This is a genomic window from Brevibacillus fluminis (genome assembly GCF_052072235.1).
Classification (GTDB): Bacteria; Bacillota; Bacilli; order Brevibacillales; family Brevibacillaceae; genus Brevibacillus_D; species Brevibacillus_D fluminis_A.
In genome coordinates, this window is record NZ_CM125436.1 from 1606615 (window position 1) to 1628438 (window position 21824).

At 52.6% G+C, this 21824-nt stretch carries 24 protein-coding genes, 1 riboswitch and 1 other annotated feature; of the genes, 19 read left to right on the forward strand and 5 right to left on the reverse strand.

The genetic code is table 11. From position 1 onward, the window contains the following. Positions 1 to 15 precede the first annotated feature (15 nt). Entirely contained in the window at positions 16 to 1356 is a 1341-nt protein-coding gene (locus ACTID9_RS08165) for an ABC transporter substrate-binding protein (RefSeq protein ID WP_441070709.1), read from the forward strand. 36 nt (positions 1357 to 1392) lie between these two features. Beyond that, positions 1393 to 2118: a glycerophosphodiester phosphodiesterase gene (locus tag ACTID9_RS08170; protein ID WP_441070710.1), complete on the forward strand. Its 726-nt coding sequence runs from the start codon at positions 1393 to 1395 to the stop codon at positions 2116 to 2118. A 120-nt stretch (positions 2119 to 2238) separates the two neighbouring features. Here ACTID9_RS08170 and gerQ read toward each other — a convergent pair whose 3' ends face one another. The 3 genes from gerQ to ACTID9_RS08185 all read right to left on the reverse strand — a co-directional run bounded on the left by gerQ (position 2239) and on the right by ACTID9_RS08185 (position 3976). Beyond that, on the reverse strand, positions 2239 to 2676 hold the full coding sequence (gerQ, locus tag ACTID9_RS08175) for a spore coat protein GerQ (protein ID WP_441070711.1): 438 nt from the start codon (positions 2674 to 2676) through the stop codon (positions 2239 to 2241). A gap of 191 nt (positions 2677 to 2867) precedes the next feature. Further along, positions 2868 to 3290, reverse strand: coding sequence for a cell wall hydrolase (locus ACTID9_RS08180; protein ID WP_441070712.1), 423 nt, complete (start codon positions 3288 to 3290; stop codon positions 2868 to 2870). 113 nt (positions 3291 to 3403) lie between these two features. Continuing rightward, the gene (locus ACTID9_RS08185) at positions 3404 to 3976 is read right to left on the reverse strand and encodes a YqaA family protein (RefSeq protein WP_441070713.1); all 573 of its coding nucleotides are present in this window, start codon (positions 3974 to 3976) and stop codon (positions 3404 to 3406) included. Between the two features lie 132 nt (positions 3977 to 4108). Here ACTID9_RS08185 and ACTID9_RS08190 point away from each other — a divergent pair, with 132 nt between their 5' ends. The 3 genes from ACTID9_RS08190 to ACTID9_RS08200 all read left to right on the forward strand — a co-directional run bounded on the left by ACTID9_RS08190 (position 4109) and on the right by ACTID9_RS08200 (position 7101). Further along, a complete protein-coding gene (locus tag ACTID9_RS08190; protein WP_441070714.1) occupies positions 4109 to 4330 on the forward strand; it encodes a hypothetical protein in 222 nt (73 codons plus the stop codon). 311 nt (positions 4331 to 4641) lie between these two features. Beyond that, entirely contained in the window at positions 4642 to 5748 is a 1107-nt protein-coding gene (gene mqnC, locus ACTID9_RS08195; RefSeq protein WP_441070715.1) for a cyclic dehypoxanthinyl futalosine synthase, read from the forward strand. A gap of 150 nt (positions 5749 to 5898) precedes the next feature. Beyond that, positions 5899 to 7101, forward strand: coding sequence for an Ig-like domain-containing protein (locus ACTID9_RS08200; RefSeq protein WP_441070716.1), 1203 nt, complete (start codon positions 5899 to 5901; stop codon positions 7099 to 7101). Positions 7102 to 7537: 436 nt separating this feature from the next. Here ACTID9_RS08200 and ACTID9_RS08205 read toward each other — a convergent pair whose 3' ends face one another. Continuing rightward, positions 7538 to 8017, reverse strand: a complete 480-nt coding sequence (locus ACTID9_RS08205) for a hypothetical protein (protein WP_441070717.1) — start codon at positions 8015 to 8017, stop codon at positions 7538 to 7540. Between the two features lie 292 nt (positions 8018 to 8309). On the opposite strand from ACTID9_RS08205, the gene ytxC reads away from it, so the two are divergent. The 12 genes from ytxC (at position 8310) to ACTID9_RS08265 (ending at position 18926) form a co-directional block, all read left to right on the forward strand. Further along, positions 8310 to 9188: a sporulation protein YtxC gene (gene ytxC, locus ACTID9_RS08210; RefSeq protein WP_441070718.1), complete on the forward strand. Its 879-nt coding sequence runs from the start codon at positions 8310 to 8312 to the stop codon at positions 9186 to 9188. Between the two features lie 13 nt (positions 9189 to 9201). Further along, positions 9202 to 9453, forward strand: a binding site (T-box leader). Positions 9454 to 9493: 40 nt separating this feature from the next. After that, entirely contained in the window at positions 9494 to 11413 is a 1920-nt protein-coding gene (thrS, locus tag ACTID9_RS08215) for a threonine--tRNA ligase (protein WP_441070719.1), read from the forward strand. A 254-nt stretch (positions 11414 to 11667) separates the two neighbouring features. Then, positions 11668 to 12171 (forward strand): translation initiation factor IF-3, encoded by a 504-nt coding sequence (infC, locus tag ACTID9_RS08220; protein ID WP_441072501.1) that lies wholly within the window; start codon positions 11668 to 11670, stop codon positions 12169 to 12171. Between the two features lie 28 nt (positions 12172 to 12199). Continuing rightward, complete coding sequence (rpmI, locus tag ACTID9_RS08225; RefSeq protein ID WP_122917240.1) at positions 12200 to 12397, forward strand: 50S ribosomal protein L35; 198 nt, start codon at positions 12200 to 12202, stop codon at positions 12395 to 12397. A 108-nt stretch (positions 12398 to 12505) separates the two neighbouring features. Then, complete coding sequence (gene rplT / locus ACTID9_RS08230; RefSeq protein ID WP_441070720.1) at positions 12506 to 12865, forward strand: 50S ribosomal protein L20; 360 nt, start codon at positions 12506 to 12508, stop codon at positions 12863 to 12865. 128 nt (positions 12866 to 12993) lie between these two features. Beyond that, positions 12994 to 13878 carry an acetamidase/formamidase family protein gene (locus ACTID9_RS08235; protein WP_441070721.1) on the forward strand — a complete coding sequence of 295 codons (885 nt, stop codon included), beginning with the start codon at positions 12994 to 12996 and terminating at the stop codon, positions 13876 to 13878. A 92-nt stretch (positions 13879 to 13970) separates the two neighbouring features. Then, a riboswitch (SAM riboswitch) is annotated at positions 13971 to 14090 on the forward strand. A 112-nt stretch (positions 14091 to 14202) separates the two neighbouring features. Then, a complete protein-coding gene (locus ACTID9_RS08240) occupies positions 14203 to 15366 on the forward strand; it encodes an aminotransferase class I/II-fold pyridoxal phosphate-dependent enzyme (RefSeq protein ID WP_441070722.1) in 1164 nt (387 codons plus the stop codon). Continuing rightward, on the forward strand, positions 15366 to 16538 hold the full coding sequence (locus ACTID9_RS08245; RefSeq protein ID WP_441070723.1) for an aminotransferase class I/II-fold pyridoxal phosphate-dependent enzyme: 1173 nt from the start codon (positions 15366 to 15368) through the stop codon (positions 16536 to 16538). The genes ACTID9_RS08240 and ACTID9_RS08245 overlap by 1 nt, the downstream gene beginning before the upstream one ends. A 155-nt stretch (positions 16539 to 16693) precedes the next feature. After that, positions 16694 to 17086, forward strand: a complete 393-nt coding sequence (locus ACTID9_RS08250) for a GlcG/HbpS family heme-binding protein (RefSeq protein ID WP_441070724.1) — start codon at positions 16694 to 16696, stop codon at positions 17084 to 17086. Positions 17087 to 17207: 121 nt separating this feature from the next. Then, entirely contained in the window at positions 17208 to 17495 is a 288-nt protein-coding gene (locus ACTID9_RS08255) for a HesB/YadR/YfhF family protein (protein ID WP_441070725.1), read from the forward strand. A 33-nt stretch (positions 17496 to 17528) separates the two neighbouring features. Continuing rightward, entirely contained in the window at positions 17529 to 18515 is a 987-nt protein-coding gene (locus ACTID9_RS08260) for a lipoate--protein ligase (protein ID WP_441070726.1), read from the forward strand. 60 nt (positions 18516 to 18575) lie between these two features. Further along, positions 18576 to 18926, forward strand: a complete 351-nt coding sequence (locus ACTID9_RS08265) for a VOC family protein (protein WP_441070727.1) — start codon at positions 18576 to 18578, stop codon at positions 18924 to 18926. A gap of 83 nt (positions 18927 to 19009) precedes the next feature. Here the strand turns inward: ACTID9_RS08265 and ACTID9_RS08270 are convergent, their stop codons facing one another. Then, positions 19010 to 19177 carry a hypothetical protein gene (locus ACTID9_RS08270; protein ID WP_441070728.1) on the reverse strand — a complete coding sequence of 56 codons (168 nt, stop codon included), beginning with the start codon at positions 19175 to 19177 and terminating at the stop codon, positions 19010 to 19012. A gap of 263 nt (positions 19178 to 19440) precedes the next feature. Here ACTID9_RS08270 and ACTID9_RS08275 point away from each other — a divergent pair, with 263 nt between their 5' ends. Continuing rightward, the gene (locus tag ACTID9_RS08275) at positions 19441 to 20142 is read left to right on the forward strand and encodes a phosphoadenylyl-sulfate reductase (protein WP_441070729.1); all 702 of its coding nucleotides are present in this window, start codon (positions 19441 to 19443) and stop codon (positions 20140 to 20142) included. 14 nt (positions 20143 to 20156) lie between these two features. Beyond that, positions 20157 to 21317, forward strand: coding sequence for a sulfate adenylyltransferase (gene sat, locus ACTID9_RS08280; RefSeq protein ID WP_441070730.1), 1161 nt, complete (start codon positions 20157 to 20159; stop codon positions 21315 to 21317). The last annotated feature ends 507 nt before the right edge of the window (positions 21318 to 21824 follow it).

Consider the following 21824-nt stretch of genomic DNA (forward strand, 5'->3'; position numbering starts at 1 on the left):
GTGGAGGAATCAAGCATGAAAATGGCAAAAAAAGCAGGGACGCTCGCATGTGTGCTGGCAGTAGGATTGACGACATTGATGACGGGGTGTGCGACGAAAGGAGCCGAGCAGCAGGCCCAGCCGCAATCATCGGGCACCAGCTCGGCGCAAACAAGTGCGCAGCCTGCAAGCACAGAGCCGGTCAAGCTGGACTTCTGGTATGCGGTCGGCGGGGCAAAAGGGAAAAAAATCGAGGAGATGGTGAAAAAATTCAATGAAAGCCATCCTGGCATCGTGGTAAAGGCGGCGTATCAAGGCTCCTATGCCGAAAACCATTCCAAGGTGCTCGCGGCGGTGGCGGCAGGCAACCAACCTGATATTACGATGGTAGAGATCGCCTCGATCGGCGCTTTTGCCGATGCCAAAGTGTTGACTGACCTCGGACCTTATTCCCAGGGTGAAGAGAGCAAATATATCGACGGACTGATGAAAAATTCCTACTGGAAAGACAAATTGTACGCCGTACCGTTCAACCGTTCCACACCGATCATGTACGTGAACCAGGACATGCTGAAAGCCGCAGGTCTCAATCCGGAAGGCCCGAAAAACTGGGATGAGCTGAAATCTTTCGCCAGTGCGCTGGCAAAAAAAGAGGGCGGCAAAAACGTCCGTTACGGCTTCTCCACACCAGTCGACATCTGGTTTTATGAAGCAAGCGTCTTTGAAAGCGGCGGGACGATCTTGAGCGAGGACGGCAAGCAAGTGACCCTCGACAATGAAGCGGGCAAAGCGCCGATCGCGCTCTGGTCGGAAATGGTGAAGAATGGCAGCATGAAAAACCCGCCGGGGGAAGGCTACGATTCCTGGGATGTGGCGGAGCAAGATTTCCTCAACCAAAAAGTCGGCCTGATCTATTCCACAACGGGATCGCTTGGCGAGCTGGGCAAAAATGCGAAATTTAAAATGGGCACAGCGTTCTTGCCAGCGAACAAAAACTTCGGTGTGCCGACTGGCGGCGCAAACCTGGTGATTTTGGCCAAATCGACGGATGAGGAGAAAAAGGCTTCGTGGGAATTCCTCAAATGGATGACCGATACGCCGCAAACGGTTGACTGGTCGATCGCTTCCGGTTATATGCCAGTTACAAAAGAAGCGGTGGATTCGGCGGAAATGAAAGCTTTCTATGAGAAAAATCCGAACTTCAAAGTAGCGGTTGACCAACTTCAATACGGCTACGCCCGTCCGATGGTGCCTGGCTACAAAGAGCTGCAGGACGTGATCCAAAAAGAAGTGCAGCGCGCGATGCTTGGCCAGTCCACACCGGATGAAGCGATGAAAGCCATTACGGAAAAAGGCGAAAAGCTGCTGAAAAAATAGGCACGACTCCGGATGGAGCGAGAGGAGAGGCGACGTATGCATGTATGTATGGCCCATCGCGGCTGGTCAGGAAAGGCGCCGGAAAACACGATGGCAGCAATTCAGCTGGCATTGGGCGAACCGGGTGTTCAGGCGATTGAAATCGATGTGCAGGTCACCAAAGATGGCGCGATTGTGCTGATGCATGATTTCACCGTCGATCGGACGACAAACGGATCGGGCCCGGTCAAGGCGCACACGCTTGCGCAAATCCAGTCGCTCGATGCGGGCAGCTGGTTCGGCCCTGCATTTACCGGAGAACGCGTGCCGACGCTTGAAGAAGTGCTGATGGCCGTACGCGGCAGATGCATGTTGAACATCGAACTGAAAACCGCGGGCGACCTTTATCCCGACCTGGCGCAAAAAGCGGTCGAGCTGGTCACGCGCCACGAAATGCAGGCAGAGGTGATCATCACGTCGTTTGATCACGAGGCGATCAAACGGGTGCATGAGCTTGATCCGACGTTCACCACCGGGCTGATCATCTATGGCAAGCCGACGCTGCTTGCCGAACAGCTGCGGGAGACGGGGGCGACCGTGATTTCGATCGCATATCCGTATGTGACGGCGCCGTTTGTACGCGAGATGCACGAACAAGGCTATCAGGTGCTGGCGTGGACGGTGGACGACGAGCAAAGTATCGAGACCGTGCTGGCGTACCATCCCGAGATTCATCTTTGCACCAACCATCCGGATCGGATGATTGGCTTGCTGCCGAAGTAAACGATCATAAGTAAGCAAAAAGCCTTGCTGGCGCGAAAACAAGCGCACGAGCAAGGCTTTTTCTTCGTGGAAAAGCCGCTCCATCGCTTCTCGCTGTGAAACGGCAGATTTGCCCGATCGTTACCGCACGCCTGGTGGCAGTGCCGGACGAGTGTAGTTGAGCGGTTCGTCGAACGTAATGTAGTCCAGGTTGACCGTCAAGAGCAAATAGCGTCTTCCGGTGGCAGGGTCGCTGATGATGATATGATCGCGGCCAGCCGCTTCCAGAACGCCTTTAAAAATTTTGGCATTCCACTGGCTGTTGTTTTCATAGGTCATGTACAGCGTGGCGACTTTGCCCAAATTCATGCGCAAAATGTTTTCGACGTACGATTCCTCGATGAAAGGCGCTGGCTGGGTGCCCGGCGCTCCGGGGATGAATGAACCGCTTGGGTTTTGTGGCGTAGTTGGGAATTGCTGGAATGGTGGGGTAGTCTGGGCATACAATTGATTCGGGTCATAAGTCTGATATGGATAACTGACGAATTGTGTGCTTCCGCTTGATTTACTCTTCGACATGAAACTCTCTCCCTTGAAGAAATGGTTTTCTTTTTCGTACAAGAATTTATAAGTGCTCGCGCTTATAAATTCTGGAGCGGAAGAAAAACTTCCTTTGACCGAAGAACCTGCTTCTGGAAAGGACTTCTGAAAGAAGTTTTTCTTATGCGGCTTTTGGCCCTACCGAGTTGCGGGTTTATCGCTCTTTTTGTTCAGAACACCCGCGGGCAGTCTGCCCGAGTCGGAACAAAGAAGCAGTGAGCCTTGTAGCGTCCTGAATTGCGCTGATCCCACCAGGTTGCAGGGCAGGCCCCTGTCGGTCGGTAAAACCATAGGGCATTGGTCGCCGGATGAGTCCGCTCGCCGTTGATGGTACGCCGCGCCAGACGTTTTTCCCTTTCGCGTGCCCGCTGATAAAAATACGGCTTTTGCACAGATTCGTACCCACCGGGTGATTGGAAGACCATCTGTCTCATCGTACGGATATTTTTGAAGTCCAGGCAGTTGGCAAGAATCCGGTTGACACCGACATTGCCCACCATCAGCTGGCCCAGCTCCCCTTCGCCCTCCGCTTCAGCCCGCAGCAGCCTTGCCAAGAGATCAACATCTGACGAGTTCACCTTGATTACGGCCATGATCTCACCCCCCGTATCCGCAATACCTTATCAATATATTGGGGTGTTACAAATAGGTGAATGACCGAGGGCAAAAGAACAGCCCAAAAGACGTCGCTTTTGGGCCGAGTGGTTTATTTTGATAAAAATTTTTGCTTTCGTTTGCGAAGGATGTACCAGCCTGCGGCCAAAATCACCGCAACGCCGAGCAGGGATACCTCCAAATAATTGTCCAGGAGCACCTTGGCCTGTTTTCCGTAAAAGTGAAACAATGTGCCGATCAAGAAAAACTTGGAGCCCCGCCCCAGAATGGAGTAGAACATCAAGCGCGTCAGCGAAAAATTGAAGACGCCGCTCAAAATCGTGAAAACCTTGAAAGGAATCGGTGTGAACGAGCCGATGATCACAGCCGCGTCGCCATTTTTTTCAAACAGCTCCATCGCTTTGTTGGCCCATTTGGCCGGAACCAATTTATGCATCAGCGGTTTCCCCAGCCATTTTCCAAGCATGTACCCGATTGGCGCGCCAAGCACGGAACCGGTAAACGCAACGGTTGCGATGCGCAGCGAAGCTTCCGGCTCGATGAGGCTCATCGCGATTTGCAGGAAAAAAGGTGGAACGGGCAGGACAATCGCATCGAGAAATGACAAAGCGAACAAACCGGCTAGGCCGTATTGCATAAATACTTGGACGATTGAGTCGAACATGGATTTCTCCTTTTTCTTTTCCTTCTTACGGCTATTATACAGGTTTTGTCCAATCATTAGAACGTTTGCATTGACGCTCACCAGCAGTCTCATCTACTATTTAGAATAGATGCAACTTTTTGGGAGGGCGCAATGAAGGATATCGGATCGGGACAACTCATATTTTACGCACCAGATGGGGAAAAAGTTACACTAAAAGGAGAAATTTTGATCCGCGGCGAACGCGTCACGGTCACGGAAATCATCTATTTCAACGGCAAGCCAAACGGCGCCCGCGAAATCAACATGCCACTGGCGCAATGCGTCATCAACTGGGAGCCGGAAATTTTTGAATCGATTGGTTTTGAGTCATAATTAAAGTAGGAAAAAATCCTGTCTGCGGGCAGGATTTTTTTATTTATCTCCCCAAAATTTTTTTGCTTTTGCTAACCGGCAGCGAAGGGATTTTGGCAAGAAAGTGGAACAAAAGCTTTTACAATGCCAGCCGCGTTCCCCCCGACCCCCAGCAGGCATTGTAACGCTTTTGTGGAACTTTCTTGCCAAAATCCCCTCACCTCCACCGCAGCCAACCCACCTCACACAAGCGAAAAGCTGGATTTCCATAGCTATCATTTGGACGGTTATGTTAGGATGAGAGAGGGAATTAAGTGAGAGGAGGAACTTCCGTGATTGACAACATATTAGCTCGCGCTATCGCGGGGGAACGTTTGGGGCTGGAGGACGGCTTGGCGCTGTTTGAAAGCGACCAGATCGAAAAAATCGGTCATGCCGCCAATCAGGTGATGGAGCGCCTGCATCCGGACCCAATCGCCACATTCGTGATCAGCCGCAACATCAACTATACGAATGTTTGCGACACATACTGCCGCTTCTGTGCCTTTTATCGGGCGCCCGGCTCCAAGGAAGGCTATGTGCTGCCAGACGAGGTGATCCTGCAAAAGATTCAGGAAACGATCGATGTCGGCGGCACGGAGATTTTGATGCAAGGCGGAACCAACCCGGATTTGCCATTCGAGTATTATTTGAACCTCCTGCGCAAAATCAAAAAACATTATCCGCAAATCACGATGCATTCCTTCTCAACGGCGGAAGTTGCGAAAATGTCGCAAGTTTCCGGCTTGCCGATTGAAGAGGTGCTCAAACAGCTGAAAGAAGCGGGACTCGATTCGTTGCCGGGCGCCGGCGGCGAAATTCTCGACGACCGGACGCGGCGCAAAATTTCCCGTCTGAAAGGCTCCTGGAAAGAATGGGTCGACATTCAAAAAGCGGCGCATCGTGCAGGCTTGCCAGGCAGTGCAACGATGGTCATCGGCTTCGGCGAGGAGATGGAGGAGCGCGTGCTGTCCTTGCTGCGGATTCGTGAGGCACAGGATGAGACAGGCGGCTTCCCGGCGTTCATCACCTGGACGTTCCAGCCGGACAATACCAACATGAAGGCGGTCAACAACACGCCGGAAGAATATTTGAAAACGCTCGCGATCTCCCGCCTGATGCTCGACAACATCCCGAACCTGCAAGCGTCCTGGGTGACGATGGGACCGGAGATCGGCAAGCTTTCCTTGTCCTACGGCGCGAACGATTTCGGCCAAACGATGATGGAAGAAAACGTCGTATCTGCAGCGAGCTGCTCCTATAAAATGAACACAAACATGATTTTGCAGCTGATTCGCGAATGCGGCAAAATCCCGGCCCAACGCAACACCAGATACGATATTCTCCGCGTGTTCAAAGAAGGCGAACAGGCGGAAGTCGATTTTTCGATGCAAAATTAATTCGTGTAACACGCCCTTTCCTGATGCCGCTTATCGTTGGCGTCCGGCAAGGGCGTTTTTTGGGGAATACCGCTTGGAAAAGAAAGGGTGATCGTACGGGCATCTGCTGCCGATACAGTAATGAGAACGTTTTGAAGGAGGAGAAGAAGGGTGAAAGCAATCAAATTGACGTTTCTCGCCATTCTGCTTGTAGCACTCGGATTTACCCAAATCGGATTTGCGCAAACGACCGAGGCAGGCGATGATGGCACGGGGCAGCAACAAGAGCTGGGAACCCCGGTAACCGGCATCTCGCTGTCCAAAAGCGGTCTCACGCTAAATGTGGGAGATACCGGCTCCCTGACAGCCACCATTACGCCGGCCGACGCTGCGAACCAAGCAGTTAAATGGGCATCCACCGACGAGTCGGTCGCAAGCGTCATAACATCCGAGCAAGCGAACAAACTGACCGTTTCCGTGAAAGCCAAGGCGGCAGGTGAGGCATTTATTACCGCTACCACCATCGACGGGGCGTACACGGCCATCAGCGTCGTAAAAGTGACCAGCCCGGCGGAAAAAAGATTGGACAAGCTGACCGTAAACGAGAAAAGCATGACGCTGCTCGCAGGCGAAAGCAAACAGCTGAAGCTGACGGCAGAATACAAGGACCGCTCGAAAGAAGATGTGACGGCAAAGGCGGAATGGGTCGCAATTCCGAAAGCGGTTGCGGAAGTAAACAACGGCCAGGTGACGGCAAAAGGCCAGGGACAAGCCTGGATCATCGCAAGCTACGGTGGTGAATTCGTCAAGCTGGAAGTGAAAGTGGTTGCCGAGCGCGAACTGAAAAAACTCGTCGCGAAGCAGGACCGCGTCAAACTGGCAATCGGCGAAACCAAAGCCGTGCAGCTGACCGCCACTTACACGGACGGGACGACAGAGGATGTCACCGCCAAAGCGGACTGGAAAAGCTCTGACGACACGCGCCTTCAGGTGAAAGCCGGTCAATTGACGGCAATCGCGGCAGGCAATCCAGTCGCGCTCGCCAGCTACGGCGGTCAAACCGCATTCATTCGCGTAGAAATCAAAGCGGCGGCAGAAAAACAGCTGTCCAAAATCGAAATCCGCGATGAAAGCGGAAAGCGCAAGACTAAAGTAGAACTCATACCAGGCCAAACCGCGACGATCAAAGTCGTAGCCATCTACAATGACAAAACGGAAACCGACATCACCCAAGATGCGACGTACACCAACAGCAAAAAAACAATCGCTGATTTTGCTAACGGCACTATAACAGCCAAGGAAAAAGGCGTAACCACCATCACCGCGACCTACAGTGGCAAACGCGTACAGGTAACGGTTCAGGTAAAAAAATAACGCAGTATCGAAACCCCATGAAATATGGGGTTTTATTCTTTTCGTCGATATAGTTATCCGTAATGGGTGATCTCACAGCGATTGACTTTTGGAATCAGTCCGATTTAACAGTCATCTTGCCATTTGCATAATCGAGGCTCGACACTGAGCTATCTGGTATATAGGACAAAAAAACAGCATCTTCATAAGCGAGGGCTTAGAAGATGCCGTTTACGGGTACGTTATTTGTATTTCGCCGTTGTTGGATTTGCGAATAAACTCGGACATAGCCGCTTTGGAATTTGGTGTATGACTGCCCGGTATTGTCAAGATGCCTGAAGGATCAATGATCCGACCTTCCTTGATGCCGGATGCTCCAACGGTCACTCGAATAGGTTGTCCATTCACATTTTGGACATTAGGCAGAACTTTACGAGTCGTCATGCGATCACGTCCTTTATTTATAGTATACCCCAATCCAGTGGTTTGACACAACACCGTGAATGCCCATTCTGCGGTCTGGTAGATCGAATGCCTTGAACTGCTGGCGATAATAATTTTCCAGGCTCGACTTGGGTTTAAGGGCCAAAAAGCCGTCGTATCCCTTCTGGTTAGCAATGTGGCCAGCAAAGGCAATAAGCAACCTCGTCACGTTAACGAAAAAGCGCGGAGGTTGAGTGGTATATCGATTCGAGGGTGCGGATTCAAGCAAATGAATGAATAAATGATCGTCAGCGTCAGAAAAAGATATTGCGCCTTGGATTTTACTTGTAGCTTGATCGACAAGCTTGAAAACCATTCGCGATTTGTCTGCGAGCTCTCTTTCCCAATAAAGCCTTGGCGTCCATCTCATTTGGACGATATCCGATTTCTGAACCGGCAAAAATGATGCCTTATGTAAAGTGCCGTTCCGATCTTCCAGCAACCAATCAGCCATATTCAATCCCCCAATATAAATATAATTATACAATAATTTGAATGATTTTGGTAATGAGGGGAATCACAGCAGCACAGGGATTTTGGCAAGAAAGTGGAGCAAAAGCTTTTACAATGCCAGCCGCGTTCCCCCCGACCCCCAGTGGGCAGTGTAACGCTTTTGTGGAACTTTCTTGCCAAAATCCCCGTCTATCCACTACATCTACATCAGATGAATTTACCATCCACCCCGAAAGTATATCGCACCTACCCGTACATATACTGTAAGTACACGACGATTGGCGGTGATCAGTGTGCAAACGATATCAGTCTATCTGAACAAAGGCACCCCGGCTCTTCATGCGGCATTTCGTTCAAGCATCGTCTCGGTCAGTCAAAAAGTCTGTACGGACCCTGTCATGATCCATCATCGTGAACAGGAGCTGGGGCAGCAGGAACGGTTTACGTTCTCGGCATGGAGCAGCGGCGAGTATACGCTGGCAACCCGGGATGTTGTGCGCTCGTTCGTTGCGATCGTCATCTCCGAATGGGTTGTGCGCGCGGTGGAGCCCGTATTGACGGATTATCTGCTCAAACGCGAATGCGCCATCCGACAAATCGAATCAACAGAAGACATCCGCCCTTTTCTGCAGCTGGATCATGCGGACGTGCAAAGGGCCAAAATTTATAAAAAGGTGTACGAGTACCTTGATCAAGAGGACAGCCTGAATCTGGGAGGCTTTATCCGTTTTCGTCTGAAAGAGTATGTGCAGGTGCTGAAAGAAGCAACGATCTCGGCCATCGACGAATTTTTGGAAGAAAAGCAGTATAAAGAATTCGTCGCCCTCCTGCGCCATTTCATCTCGATTCAGGAAGCCCAGTGCGAGGTCATCCATGTGGTCGCCGGCGAAAACCAAGAGTTTTTGCTGTATGACCATAACGAACAGCCCGTCATTCTGCCGCAACTCGATCATTTGCGCCTGTCTGGCGAAGGGCATAACCGTGATGAAGATTTTTTGATCAGCGCGCTGATGACGCTTGCACCGAAACGGATTGTCCTGCACTCGCTCGATGATCAGCAAATGCTGATGCAGACGTTGGTCAGTTTGTACGGGGAGCGTATTTCGCATTGTTCCGCTTGCGCCCATTGCCTGCGCTTGACGATCAACAATCCTTTCACATATAATAGATAAATAAGAATTCAACAAACATGCTATGAAAAGGACATGGACGTTAGTTGGACGCTCCAGAGAAGCGGGCCTTTGGCTGTGAGCCCGCCGCGAAAGAGTAACGATCTACCCCCTTTGAGCAGCAGTCGGGAACCGGTCATACGCTGACCGTCAAGTATCGGCTGCCGGAGCCACGGCCGTTATCCGTTTGAGAGGGATTGGTTTGCGAGACGTCCGCAATCAATCTGAACTAGGGTGGTACCACGAGAACAAAGCGCTCGTCCCTTTTGGGATTGAGGGCTTTTTTATTTTACTTTTGAAAGGAAGTTATGAAAGTGGCACACGTACAAGTGACTTTTCCAGATGGCGCCGTTCGCGAGTTTTCCGCTGGCGTAACAATCGAAGACATCGCGGGTTCCATCAGCACAAGCCTGAAGAAAAAAGCGGTTGCCGGCAAACTGAACGGCAAAGTGGTTGATCTGTACACCGAGGTAAACGAAGACGCCGCGATTGAGATCGTGACGCTCGACTCGGAAGACGGTCTGGAAGTATACCGCCACAGCACGGCACATCTGTTGGCGCAAGCGGTGAAACGCATTTACGGCAAAGAAGTTCGCCTCGGAATCGGTCCGGTGATCCAGGACGGCTTCTACTATGACATGGACCTGCCTGTCCAGCTGACCCCGGAAGATCTGCCAAAAATCGAAGCGGAAATGGAAAAAATCATCAAGGAAGATTTGCCGATCCGCCGCAAAGAAGTATCCCGCGAGGAAGCGCTGGCTACATTCCAAGAGCTGAACGACCACCTCAAGCTGGAATTGATCCGCGACTTGCCGGAGGGTTCCGTCATCACGATTTATGAGCAAGGCGAATTTTTCGACTTGTGCCGCGGACCGCACCTGCCGTCCACCGGTATCATCAAATCGTTCAAGCTGATGAGCGTAGCAGGCGCATATTGGCGCGGGAATTCGGATAACCAGGTGCTGCAGCGCGTATACGGCACCGCTTGGCCGAAAAAAGCCGACCTTGACGAATACCTCCATTTCATCGAAGAAGCGAAAAAACGCGACCACCGCAAACTGGGGAAAGAGCTGGAGCTGTACATGTTCTCCGAGGAAGCGCCAGGCATGCCGTTCTACCTGCCAAACGGCTTCACCGTGCGCAACGAGCTGGAGCAATTCTCCCGCCGCCTGCAGCAGTTGGCAAACTACACCGAGGTGCGCACGCCGTTCATGATGAACGAACGCTTGTGGCAGCAATCCGGTCACTGGGATCACTACCACGAAAACATGTATTTCTCCGAGGTAGAGAATGCCAAGTTCGCGCTCAAGCCGATGAACTGCCCGGGCCACATGATGATTTACAAAAACAAAAACCATTCCTACCGCGATCTGCCGATCCGTTATTCCGAGTTCGGCCAAGTGCATCGCCATGAGTATTCCGGTGCGCTCAACGGGATGATCCGCGTGCGTACGTTCTGTCAGGATGACGCCCACGTATTCGCTCGCCCGGACCAGATCAAGAGCGAAATCAAAGGCATGATCAAGCTGATCGACACGATCTACAAAGTGTTCGGCTTCGAGTATACAGTAGCGCTGTCCACTCGTCCGGAAGACTCGATGGGCTCCGACGAGCTGTGGGAAATCGCGGAAGGCTCGCTGCGCGACGTATTGGAAGAGCTGGAAATGCCGTATGAAATCAAAGACAAAGACGGCGCTTTCTACGGTCCGAAGATCGACTTCCAAATCACCGACTCGCTGAAACGCCGCCATCAGTGCGGAACGATCCAGCTTGACTTCCAAATGCCGGAGAAGTTCGACCTGACTTATGTCGGGGCAGATAACGAGAAGCACCGTCCGGTTGTTTTGCACCGTGCGATGTACGGCTCGATGGAGCGTTTCCTCGGTATTCTGGTTGAGCACTATGCAGGCGCGTTCCCGGTATGGCTCGCTCCGACACAGGTGCGCCTGATGACCATCAATGAAGTGCATGTACCGTATGCGGAAAAAGTAAAAGAACAGCTGATCCACGCAGGCGTACGCGTCGAGCTGGATGCGCGCAATGAAAAAATCGGCTACAAAATCCGCGAAGCGCAAGTTTCCAAAATCCCGTACATGCTGGTCATCGGGGAAAAAGAAGCGGCGGACGGCACGCTGTCCGTGCGCAAACGCGGCGTAGGCGACGAGGGCGCATTCACGACAGAAGACTTTATTGCAAAAATCTCCCAGGAGATTGCCAGCCGTAAGTAAGCCCTTGACATTGGGACTGGACACGCGTAATATAGAAAAAGTGAATGAACACATCATATTTCGAGAACAAGAAGAAGCGCCCAGCTTCTCACCTGACTAGACGTCCGTTTGGATTGTTTACGGGTATCTCTCTACTAAGAATTCGATTCGTTTGTTATTCTTGCTAGGTGAGTTGTGTGCGGGCGCCCCGGCGTCCGCACATTTTATTTTTGTCTCGAAAGATGACGGAGGTGGCAAGTATTAGCAAGGATCAAATGTTGGTCAACGAAGCGATTCGTGCTCGTGAAGTTCGATTGATTGGAGCAGACGGTGCTCAGCTTGGGGTTGTAAACATTCGGGAAGCATTGCGCATCGCGCAAGAAGCGGAGTTGGATCTCGTAAACGTAGCGCCAACTGCGAAACCGCCCGTTTGTCGGATTATGGACTACGGAAAGTTCAAGTACGAGCAAGCCAAGAAAGAAAAAGAAGCACGTCGGAATCAAAAAATTATTGAGCTGAAAGAAGTTCGTTTCTCCTCCAACATCGAGGAGCACGATTTCCAAACGAAGCTTCGCAACGTCCGCAAATTTATTGAGGACGAAGACAAGGTGAAATGCACAATCCGTTTCCGCGGACGTGAAATCACCCACTCTGAAATTGGTCAACAGGTTCTTGAACGTGTGGCGACTCTTTGCGAGGATATCGCAACGGTTGAGCGTAAGCCAAAGATCGAAGGCCGCAGCATGATCATGATTCTTACACCAAAAGCAGAGAAGTAACACTGACTCAAGACAGGAGGATGTCATTATGCCTAAAATGAAAACCCATAAAGGCGCTGCGAAGCGTTTCAAAAAGACTGGTACAGGTCAACTGAAACGTGACCGTGCTTTCGGAAGCCACTTGTTCGCTAACAAAACGACAAAAGCAAAGCGCCACCTGCGCAAAGCTGCTCTCGTTTCCAAAGGTGACCAAAAACGCATTGAGCAAATGCTTACATACCTGTAAGCTGCTCAGGCAGGTTAAGTTTCACATTGCAAAAATCCATTCTACGCAGCATGCGCTCCCTAAGTGTCCTTGTGACCGCCATGCTCGAATTATCAGGAGGAATTCAGTATGCCAAGAGTAAAAGGTGGCATTGTAACGCGCCGTCGTCATAAGAAAATTTTGAAGCTGGCTAAAGGCTATTTCGGTTCCAAACACCGTTTATTTAAATCTGCAAACGCTCAGGTAATGAAATCCCTGATGTATGCATACCGTGACCGCCGTCAGAAAAAACGCGATTTCCGCAAACTGTGGATCACTCGTATCAACGCTCAAGCTCGCATCAACGGTCTGTCCTACAGCCGCCTGATGCATGGCCTGAAAGTTGCTGGCGTTGAAGTAAACCGCAAAATGCTCGCTGACCTCGCAGTCAACGACAAACCAGCTTTCAACGAGCTGGCAGCACTGGCAAAAGGCAAAGTGAACGCGTAATAGCGGTTCATTCCAAAAAGCACTCGCAATCTTGCGGGCGCTTTTTTTCTTTGCATGGAAAGATGGAAAGCGTAAGATAGGGGAGAGACAAGCCTTTTTTCCAGTCATGTGCAGAAGGGACGATAAAAATGGAAACGATTGCAAAAACGAGCTATATTCTTTCGTTCGCAGCCGACGCGACGCCGGTGACGACCGTCGATTCGGGCAGCGACATTGTCGTGGAGACGTACGACTGCTTCAAAAACGTGCTGCAAACCCCGTCGAAAGGGGTATATGCCAAATATGACGAGCTGAATCCGGCGACAGGGCCGATCGCGGTGGCGGGGGCAGAGCCGGGAGACACGATCAAGGTGACGGTGAAAAAGTTTGAGCTCGACCCGGTCGGAACGTTTTATGTGACGCCGACTGATTTTTTGAAAAATTGCGCGACCGAACCGGAAGTGAAGCGGATCAACGTGCAGGATGGGCGCGTTCATCTGGATGAAAAGCGCTCGTTTCCGGTCAAGCCGATGATCGGCGTCATCGGAGTGTCACCTGCAGAAGGCGCGGTTTCCACGGTGCGGCCAGGAACCCATGGCGGCAATCTGGACTGCAAGGAAATTACGGAAGGCGCCAGCGTCTACCTTCCTGTCGGTGTCGCCGGAGGGAATCTGGCGCTTGGCGATTTTCACGCGCTGATGGGCGATGGCGAGCTGGCAGCATGCGGCGTGGAGATTGGCGGCCGTGTACAACTGCACGTCGAGCTGATCAAGGGTGTCAGTGTGCAGACGCCGGTTGTGGAAGACGAGCAGGCGTTTTACGTGCTGTCCAGCGCAAAGGGGCTTGATGAGGCGTGTGAACATGCAGTCGCAGCCTCGGTCGCCTTCCTGCAGCCGCGTATGCCGGATGTGCCTGCAAACGACATCGTGATGTTGGTCGGCCTTTTGGCAGACATGCGCGTATCGCAAATGGTGAATCCGCTGCGCACAGCGAAAGTCGTGCTGCCGAAAACGGCGTTTCCGGTCACGTTCTAGCTGAAAAATTGCCAATATTCGAGACCTTGCGTATTGACAAATCAGTCTGGGCTCGGTAATATGGGAACAACCAATTCAATTGAATAGCACTCTTCTTATCAAGAGAGGCGGAGGGACTGGCCCGATGATGCCCGGCAACCAATTGTTCATGTTCCATGAGCAATAAGGTGCCAATTCCTGCAGAGCATGTCATGTGCTCTGAGAGATGAGGAGGATTTGCTTACCGTCCGTGTATCCAAAACCTTCTTTCGTCTCGAAAGAAGGTTTTTTAATTTGTGTAAATAGAGCCATAACGGATAGATCCACCAGGAGGAGAGAGAAAACATGCATATTGAAACACAGCTGGCACAGATTGGAACAGGAAAAGACAAAGTGACGGGAGCGGTCAATTTCCCGATTTATCCGGCGACGGCGTACCGCCATCCGGCTCCGGGCGAAAGCACAGGATTTGACTACACGCGCACGGCGAACCCGACGCGTTCGGTGCTCGAAGAAGCGATTGCAGCGATCGAAAAAGGCGACGGCGGATTCGCTTGTGCATCCGGGATGGCAGCGATCCAAACGATCATGGGCCTCTTTGCGCAAGGCGACCATCTGATCGTATCGCTCGATTTGTACGGCGGTACATACCGGTTGTTCGAGCAGGTGCTGAGCCGTTATGGTCTGACCTTCTCGTATGTGGATTTGCGCGAGCCGCAATTGGCAGAAGAAGCGATTTTGCCCAATACGAAAGCGATCCTGGTGGAGACGCCGACCAACCCGCTGATGCAGATCACCGATATCGGCGCAATCGTTGAGATCGCGAAGCGGCACAGCTTGCTCACCATCGTTGACAACACGTTCATGACGCCTTACTATCAGCGACCGCTGGAGCTGGGAGCTGATCTGGTATTCCACAGCGCCACCAAATATCTCGGCGGCCACAACGACGTGCTCGCAGGGCTGATCGTCACAAAAGGGCAGGAGCTGACCGAAAAAATCCGTTTTCTGCACAATTCGATCGGAGCGGTGCTTGGGCCGCAAGACAGCTGGCTGTTGATCCGCGGGATGAAGACGCTGGCGGTACGCATGGAACGCCACCAGGAGAATGCCTTGAAAATTGCGCATTTTCTTAAAACACACCCGCAAGTAACAGAGGTCTTTTACCCAGGATTGGATGAGCACCACAACTATGAGGCGCAGGTTAAACAAGCATCCGGCTTCAGCGGCATGGTATCGTTCCGGGTCCGCCACGCGAGCCAGGTGCCGGGCTTCCTCAGCAGCCTGCAAGTGATTTCGTTTGCGGAAAGCCTGGGCGGCGTCGAATCGCTGTGCACCTATCCTGCTACGCAAACACATGCCGATATCCCGGTTGAAGTGCGCGAAAAAGTAGGCGTATGCGATCGCCTGCTCCGCTTGTCAGTCGGAATCGAAAACGCAAACGATCTGATCGCAGACCTCGATGCGGCGCTGAACGCGTCATGTAAATCCGAAGGGAGAGAGTCGTAATGGAATTTGCAACCCGATTGCTGCATGGCACAAGCGGAATTGATTCGGTTACCGGAGCATCCAGCATTCCGATTTTCCAAGCGTCCACGTTCCACCAGTTCGACATCGACAAGCCGGGAACGTTTGACTATGCGCGCTCCGGCAATCCGACCCGTCAGGCATTGGAGGAGGCGATCGCACATCTGGAAGGCGGCGCGCGCGGCTTTGCGTTCTCGTCCGGCATGGCGGCGATCTCCAGCGTATTTCTGCTCTTCTCCGCTGGCGACCATCTGGTTGTATCGGAAGACGTGTACGGCGGGACGTTCCGCATCCTGACGAAGGTGCTTACCCGTTTCGGCATCGAGGCCACCTTCGTGGATACGACAAAGCCGGAGCTGGTGGAAGCGGCGATCAAGCCGGCGACCAAAGGGATTTACCTGGAGACGCCGTCCAACCCGACGCTGAAAGTAACGGATTTGCGAACGGTTTGCGCGATTGCCAAAAAGCACGGATTGCTGTCCATCGTCGATAATACGTTTTTGACGCCGTATTACCAGCGGCCATTGGAGCTGGGAGCCGATATCGTGATCCACAGCGCCACCAAGTTCATCGGCGGCCACAGCGACGTGGTTGCAGGTCTTGCCGTGACCCGCGATGAGGAGCTGGGCAGCCAGCTGTATGCGATCCAGAACGGCTTCGGGGCGGTGCTCGGCGCACAAGACTGTTGGCTCGTGATGCGCGGTCTCAAAACGCTGAAGACACGCCTTGATGCGAGCACGGCGTCAGCAGGCAAGCTGGCCGAATGGCTTGCTGCACAGCCAGGTGTGGAGCATGTTTACTATACAGGCTTGGCCTCGCATCCCGAGCACTTTTTGCAGCAGCGCCAAGCGAGCGGACACGGAGCGGTATTGTCGTTCCGCCTCGCCGGACGCCCGCAGGTGAAGGCGTTCTTCGATGCCGTCAAGCTGCCGCTTGTGGCCGTGAGCCTGGGAGCGGTCGAAAGTATTTTGTCCTATCCTGCGATGATGTCGCATGCCTCCATGCCGGTAGAAGAGCGCGCAGCGCGGGGCATTACCGACGGCCTGATCCGCCTGTCCGTCGGGCTGGAGGACATCGAGGACCTCAAAGCGGATTTGGCCCAGGCGCTCGCTGCAGCAGCCAAGGTCCAGCAAATTACGGCAAGCGCGGTCTAGGGGATGGCCGGCTTGCCCCGAAACCGTGAAAATTTGCCATGCCCGTTGTGAGAGATGCTTGCAGCGGGCTTTTTTTCTGGCAAAACCAAGATTTGTCATGTGATAATGGAGAGGATGCACAGCCAAACGAAACGGTGAAAAAAGGGGAATCCTCGATGGTGCTCGACCAAAAACATTCAGCATTGCTCGTAGAGAAAGCGCTTGCAGAAGGAGCGCGTCTCGGCATATTCATTTCGGTCGCGGTGGTGGACGAAGCGGCCCATCTGCTCGCATTTTCACGCCACAAAGAAGCGGAAATCGTCAGCATCACGCTTGCCCAGGACAAAGCGTACACCGCGCTCGTCAACCGGATGTCGACGGCGCAGCTCGGGAAAATGTGCGAGCCCGGCGCAGAGCTGTACGGTTTGCAGCATAATCTCGGCGGCAGGATGGTCATCTTCGGCGGAGGCATTCCGATTCGGGACGGGCACAACCGTTTGATCGGCGCCATCGGTGTGAGCGGCGGGACGGTGGAGGAAGACATCCGCTGCGCCGAAGCCGCGATCTAGAGCTTGCTGGAATCGCTTTGAGGGCGTTGTTTTCTGAATCGTCGGCCAACTCCTCCCGCATTGACTTCCCGGAAAAAAAAGGTGTATGGTGAACGGGACAACGTATGGAGGGGGAACTGGCATGAAACTGCGTGTAACGCCGGCGGCGATCGCCTGGTTTGAAGAAGAATGGGGCTTGGAAAAAGGCAAGCACGTGCGGTTTTTTGCCCGTTATGGCGGGAGCAGCACGGTGCAGGACGGCTTTTCGCTGGGCGTCGCCGTCGAAGAGCCGCGTGATGCGGCACTCGGCACGGAAGTCAACGGCATCTTGTTTTACGTCGAAAAGGACGATATCTGGTATTTGAATGAGAAGAACATGACCGTTGATTTTGATGCCAAGAAAAACGAAATCATGTATGACTTTTCCTAGCGAAAAAAGCAGGGCCCGCGAAGGAGGCGTAGTGTGAAATTTATCGATAACCAGGGGATTACCGACCCGCGTATCAATCTAGCTATTGAAGAATATGCATTGAAACAGCTTCCGAACGACGACGATTACTTGCTGTTTTACATAAACGAGCCGTCCATCATCATCGGCAAAAACCAGAACACCATCGAAGAAATCAACGCCGATTACGTCAGCGAGCACAACATTCACGTCGTGCGCCGTCTTTCTGGCGGAGGAGCGGTATATCACGACCTCGGCAACCTGAATTTCAGCTTCATCACCAACGACGATGGCGAGTCATTCCACAATTTCAGCAAATTCACCAAGCCGGTTATCGAAGCGCTGAAGCAAATGGGCGTGAATGCAGAGCTGAGCGGCCGCAACGACATTCAGGTGGGCGAGCGCAAAATTTCTGGCAACGCCCAGTATGCATCGAAAGGACGCATGTTCAGCCATGGCACGCTCCTGTTCGATTCGCAGATCGAGAGCGTCGTCTCGGCCCTAAAGGTCAATGCTGAGAAAATCCAGTCGAAAGGCATCAAATCGATTCGCAGCCGCGTCGCCAACATCACCGAATTCCTCACCGAGCGGATCACGATCGAGGAATTCCGCCAGCGCGTGCTCCAATCGATTTTCAGCGGAGGCGATGTGGAGGAGTACAAGCTGACCGAGCAAGACTGGGCCAACATTCACGAGCTGTCGCGCGAACGCTACCAAAACTGGGATTGGAACTACGGGAAATCGCCGAAAAGCAACTTCCGCCAAACCAAGCGCTTTGACGCAGGCACGATCGAGGTGCAGCTTGCGATTGAGAAAGGCAAGATCGCCCAGGCGAAAATTTATGGCGACTTCTTTGGCGTTGCGGATGTCGCAGAAATCGAGGCGCAGCTTGCCGGCGTTCCGTATGAGAAGGAAGCCGTCAGCCAGGTGCTTGCGGGCATTGAGCTAGGCAAGTATTTTGGCAAAATGGATGCGGAAACGCTGCTGCCGTTATTTTTCTGACAAGCAAGGCAAGAACACCGCGAGCAATAAGGGGGCAACTAACAGGATTGGAGGCGTCCCATGAAAGTCAAACGAATCGTCAGCAATATCCAGGCGCATGACCCGCAGGCAGCCAAACGCTTTTATCAGGATGTGCTCGGGCTCGACTTGCTGATGGATCACGGATGGATCGCGACTTACGGCAGTACGGAGGAAATGGGCATCCAGCTCAGCTTCGCCACCGAGGGCGGCTCCGATACGCCTGTGCCGGATCTCTCGATTGAGGTGGACGATGTCGATGCTGCCTGCGCATGCATGCGGGAGGCGGGATTTGCGATCGAATACGGACCGGCAGACGAACCGTGGGGCGTCCGGCGGTTTTATGTCCGCGACCCGTTCGGCAAGCTAGTCAACATTCTTGCACATTGCTAAAACCACAGGCAGACCGCACAAAAAAGAAAAAGCGCAGCCGGATCATGAACGATCCGCTTGCGCTTTTTGTCTATTTGTTGACCTTACCGCGTTTCCAAAATGCAGCCTTTTCCTTTTTCCACATACTTCTTCTCCACGACCGAAATCTCCTTGATCGCAGGCGGAGTCAAAAGCTGCCTGCGAAACTGGATCGCCTGCTTGCTCAAATTGGATAAATCCGTTTCCCAGGGTCTGGTGATCGTCTCGCTCACCAATGAATCCCTATTTTATTCACACTATTTTTGTCGGAATACTTTGTGTGAAACATACGTGTCATTTTTTGTCGGGTCAACACCTTTCTCCTTGCTATTATTAAATATTTTCGGTGTTGACAGAATAATCTGGAACGGCTAATATGAGGTCAATGTAATTCCGATTGGAAAAGTATGAATAAAAAACATGGGGGGAACACGCACCCAGAAATTTGTTGCTTTCATAAGATGGAGAGCGAGTGCACAAGGAGGGAATGAAGCAGATGGGAAACAACCGCAGCTTGACAGAGGAGGAGATTACGCTACAAGCGTATCGACTGGAGGGGCAAAGCGCCTCAGACGTATTGAAATGGGCAACAGACCAGTTTGGACTGGACATCGTCCTCGCATCCAGCTTCGGCGCCGAGGACGTCGTGCTGATTGATATGCTGCACAAGGTAGCGCCTGCTACCCCGATCTTCTATTTGGATACGAACAAGCACTTTGAAGAGACGTATCAAACGAGAGACCGCCTGGCCGAGCGCTACGGTGTTGATTTCATTCAGGTACTGCCTGTCCTTACGCTGGAGGAGCAAGCGCAGCAGCATGGCGACGAGCTGTGGAAGGCCGATCCGAACCTTTGCTGCAACATCCGCAAGGTAGAGCCGCTGACCCGCGTGCTTGGCCAGTTCCAGGCATGGATTACCGGGATTCGCCGCGACCAGGCTCCTACCCGCGCGAATTCGAAAAAAATCGAGTGGGACAGCAAGTTCAATCTGGTCAAATTCAATCCGCTGGCAGACTGGACATCGGAGGATGTCTGGAAGTATATCCGCGAAAACGATGTTCCTTACAACCCGCTGCATGACAACCACTATCCGAGCATCGGCTGTAATGTCTGCACCCGTCAGGTCATGCCGGGTGAAGATCCGCGCGCAGGACGATGGGCAGGATTCCAGAAAACAGAGTGCGGCTTGCACAAATAAGGAGGAACATCACCATGCCACAACCTACATCACTCCCGCACGGCGGCGTTCTTGTCAATCGACTGGCCGATGCAGCGGCAACGAGCGTGCCGCTTGATTCTCTTCCGGTTATCACCGTTGACAGCTGGGCGATTTCCGATATCGACTGCATTGGAATCGGGGCGTTTTCCCCGCTTACCGGCTTTCTGAACGAAGCCGATTACCAAAGCGTCGTCGAGTCGATGCGACTTGCCAACGGGACGATCTGGTCGATTCCGATCACCTTGGCCGTTGATGCATCCTATCAGACGCTGGCAGTAGGAGAGCAAGTGCTGCTGCGCGGGGAGGATGGCGTCGATTACGCGATCCTGACGATTGAAAGCAAATACGTGCCGGACAAACAAAAAGAAGCCGTGCTCGTTTACCGCACGGACGATTTGGAGCACCCTGGCGTCCGCAAGCTGTTTGAGCGTCCATCGCTTTATTTGGGCGGTCCGATCACGGTTTTGGCGCGGCCAAAGCGCGCTCAATTCGCGGAATACTATTTTACGCCGGAAGAGACGCGCGCGATCTTTGCCGAAAAAGGCTGGCGCACGGTTGTCGGCTTCCAGACGCGCAACCCGGTCCACCGCGCGCATGAATACATCCAAAAAGTGGCGATGGAGACGGTTGACGGGCTGTTCCTCAATCCGCTCGTCGGCGAAACCAAATCCGATGATGTGCCGGCGGTTGTCCGGATGGAAAGCTATACGGCGCTTTTGCAAAACTACTATCCGCAAAACCGCGTGTTCCTCGGTGCTTTCCCTGCAGCCATGCGCTATGCAGGTCCGCGCGAGGCCGTCCACCATGCGATCGTGCGCAAAAACTACGGCTGCACGCACTTTATCGTCGGCCGCGACCATGCGGGTGTGGGCAACTACTACGGAACGTATGACGCCCAGCACATTTTTGCCCAATTCTCACCGGAAGAAATCGGCATTTCGCTGATGTTCTTCGAGCACAGCTTCTACTGCACCGCGTGCTCCTCGATGGCAACGACCAAAACATGCCCGCACGACAAATCGGCACACCTGACCTTGTCAGGTACCAAAGTGCGTGAGCTGCTGCGCAGCGGCCAGGTACCGCCGCCGGAATTTTCTCGTCCGGAAGTGGCTGCGATCCTGATCAAAGGGATGAGAGAAACAACCAGCGTGTAAAAAAAGTGAAGCGAGCGCCGCTGAGCGCCCGCTTTTTTTTGCAAACGGATGTATCCGCTTACATCGAAAAACCCCAAGGGATGCCTCTGTTTGACTGATCATTCGTTCGGCGAAAAGTTCAAGTAAAAATATTTTGATTCGTTGACACTCAGAAAACCCCTAGCTATAATCAGTTTAACAATTTATTTTCAGACAACAATAAACAATTTCAAAAATTGTTGAATTGGAACTACGATTCGAAAGCGTGATCGTAAATCCGAATATCATAACAAGCATTGAAGAGGATAACTCTTATTTTGTGTCTTTCACAGAGAGCCCGAGATGATGAGAAACGGGTAGGACACAGTAGGATGGCTCACCTCTGAGCTGCCGACTGAACGCTGCTTATGCAGTCAGTAGGTATAGGCCGACTGACCATCGTTATTTGGTCGCAGTCCAAGAGACTGCACAAGGTCGAGATTCCGTGAGGGCTCGACAAAATTGGGTGGTACCGCGAAACCTTTTCGC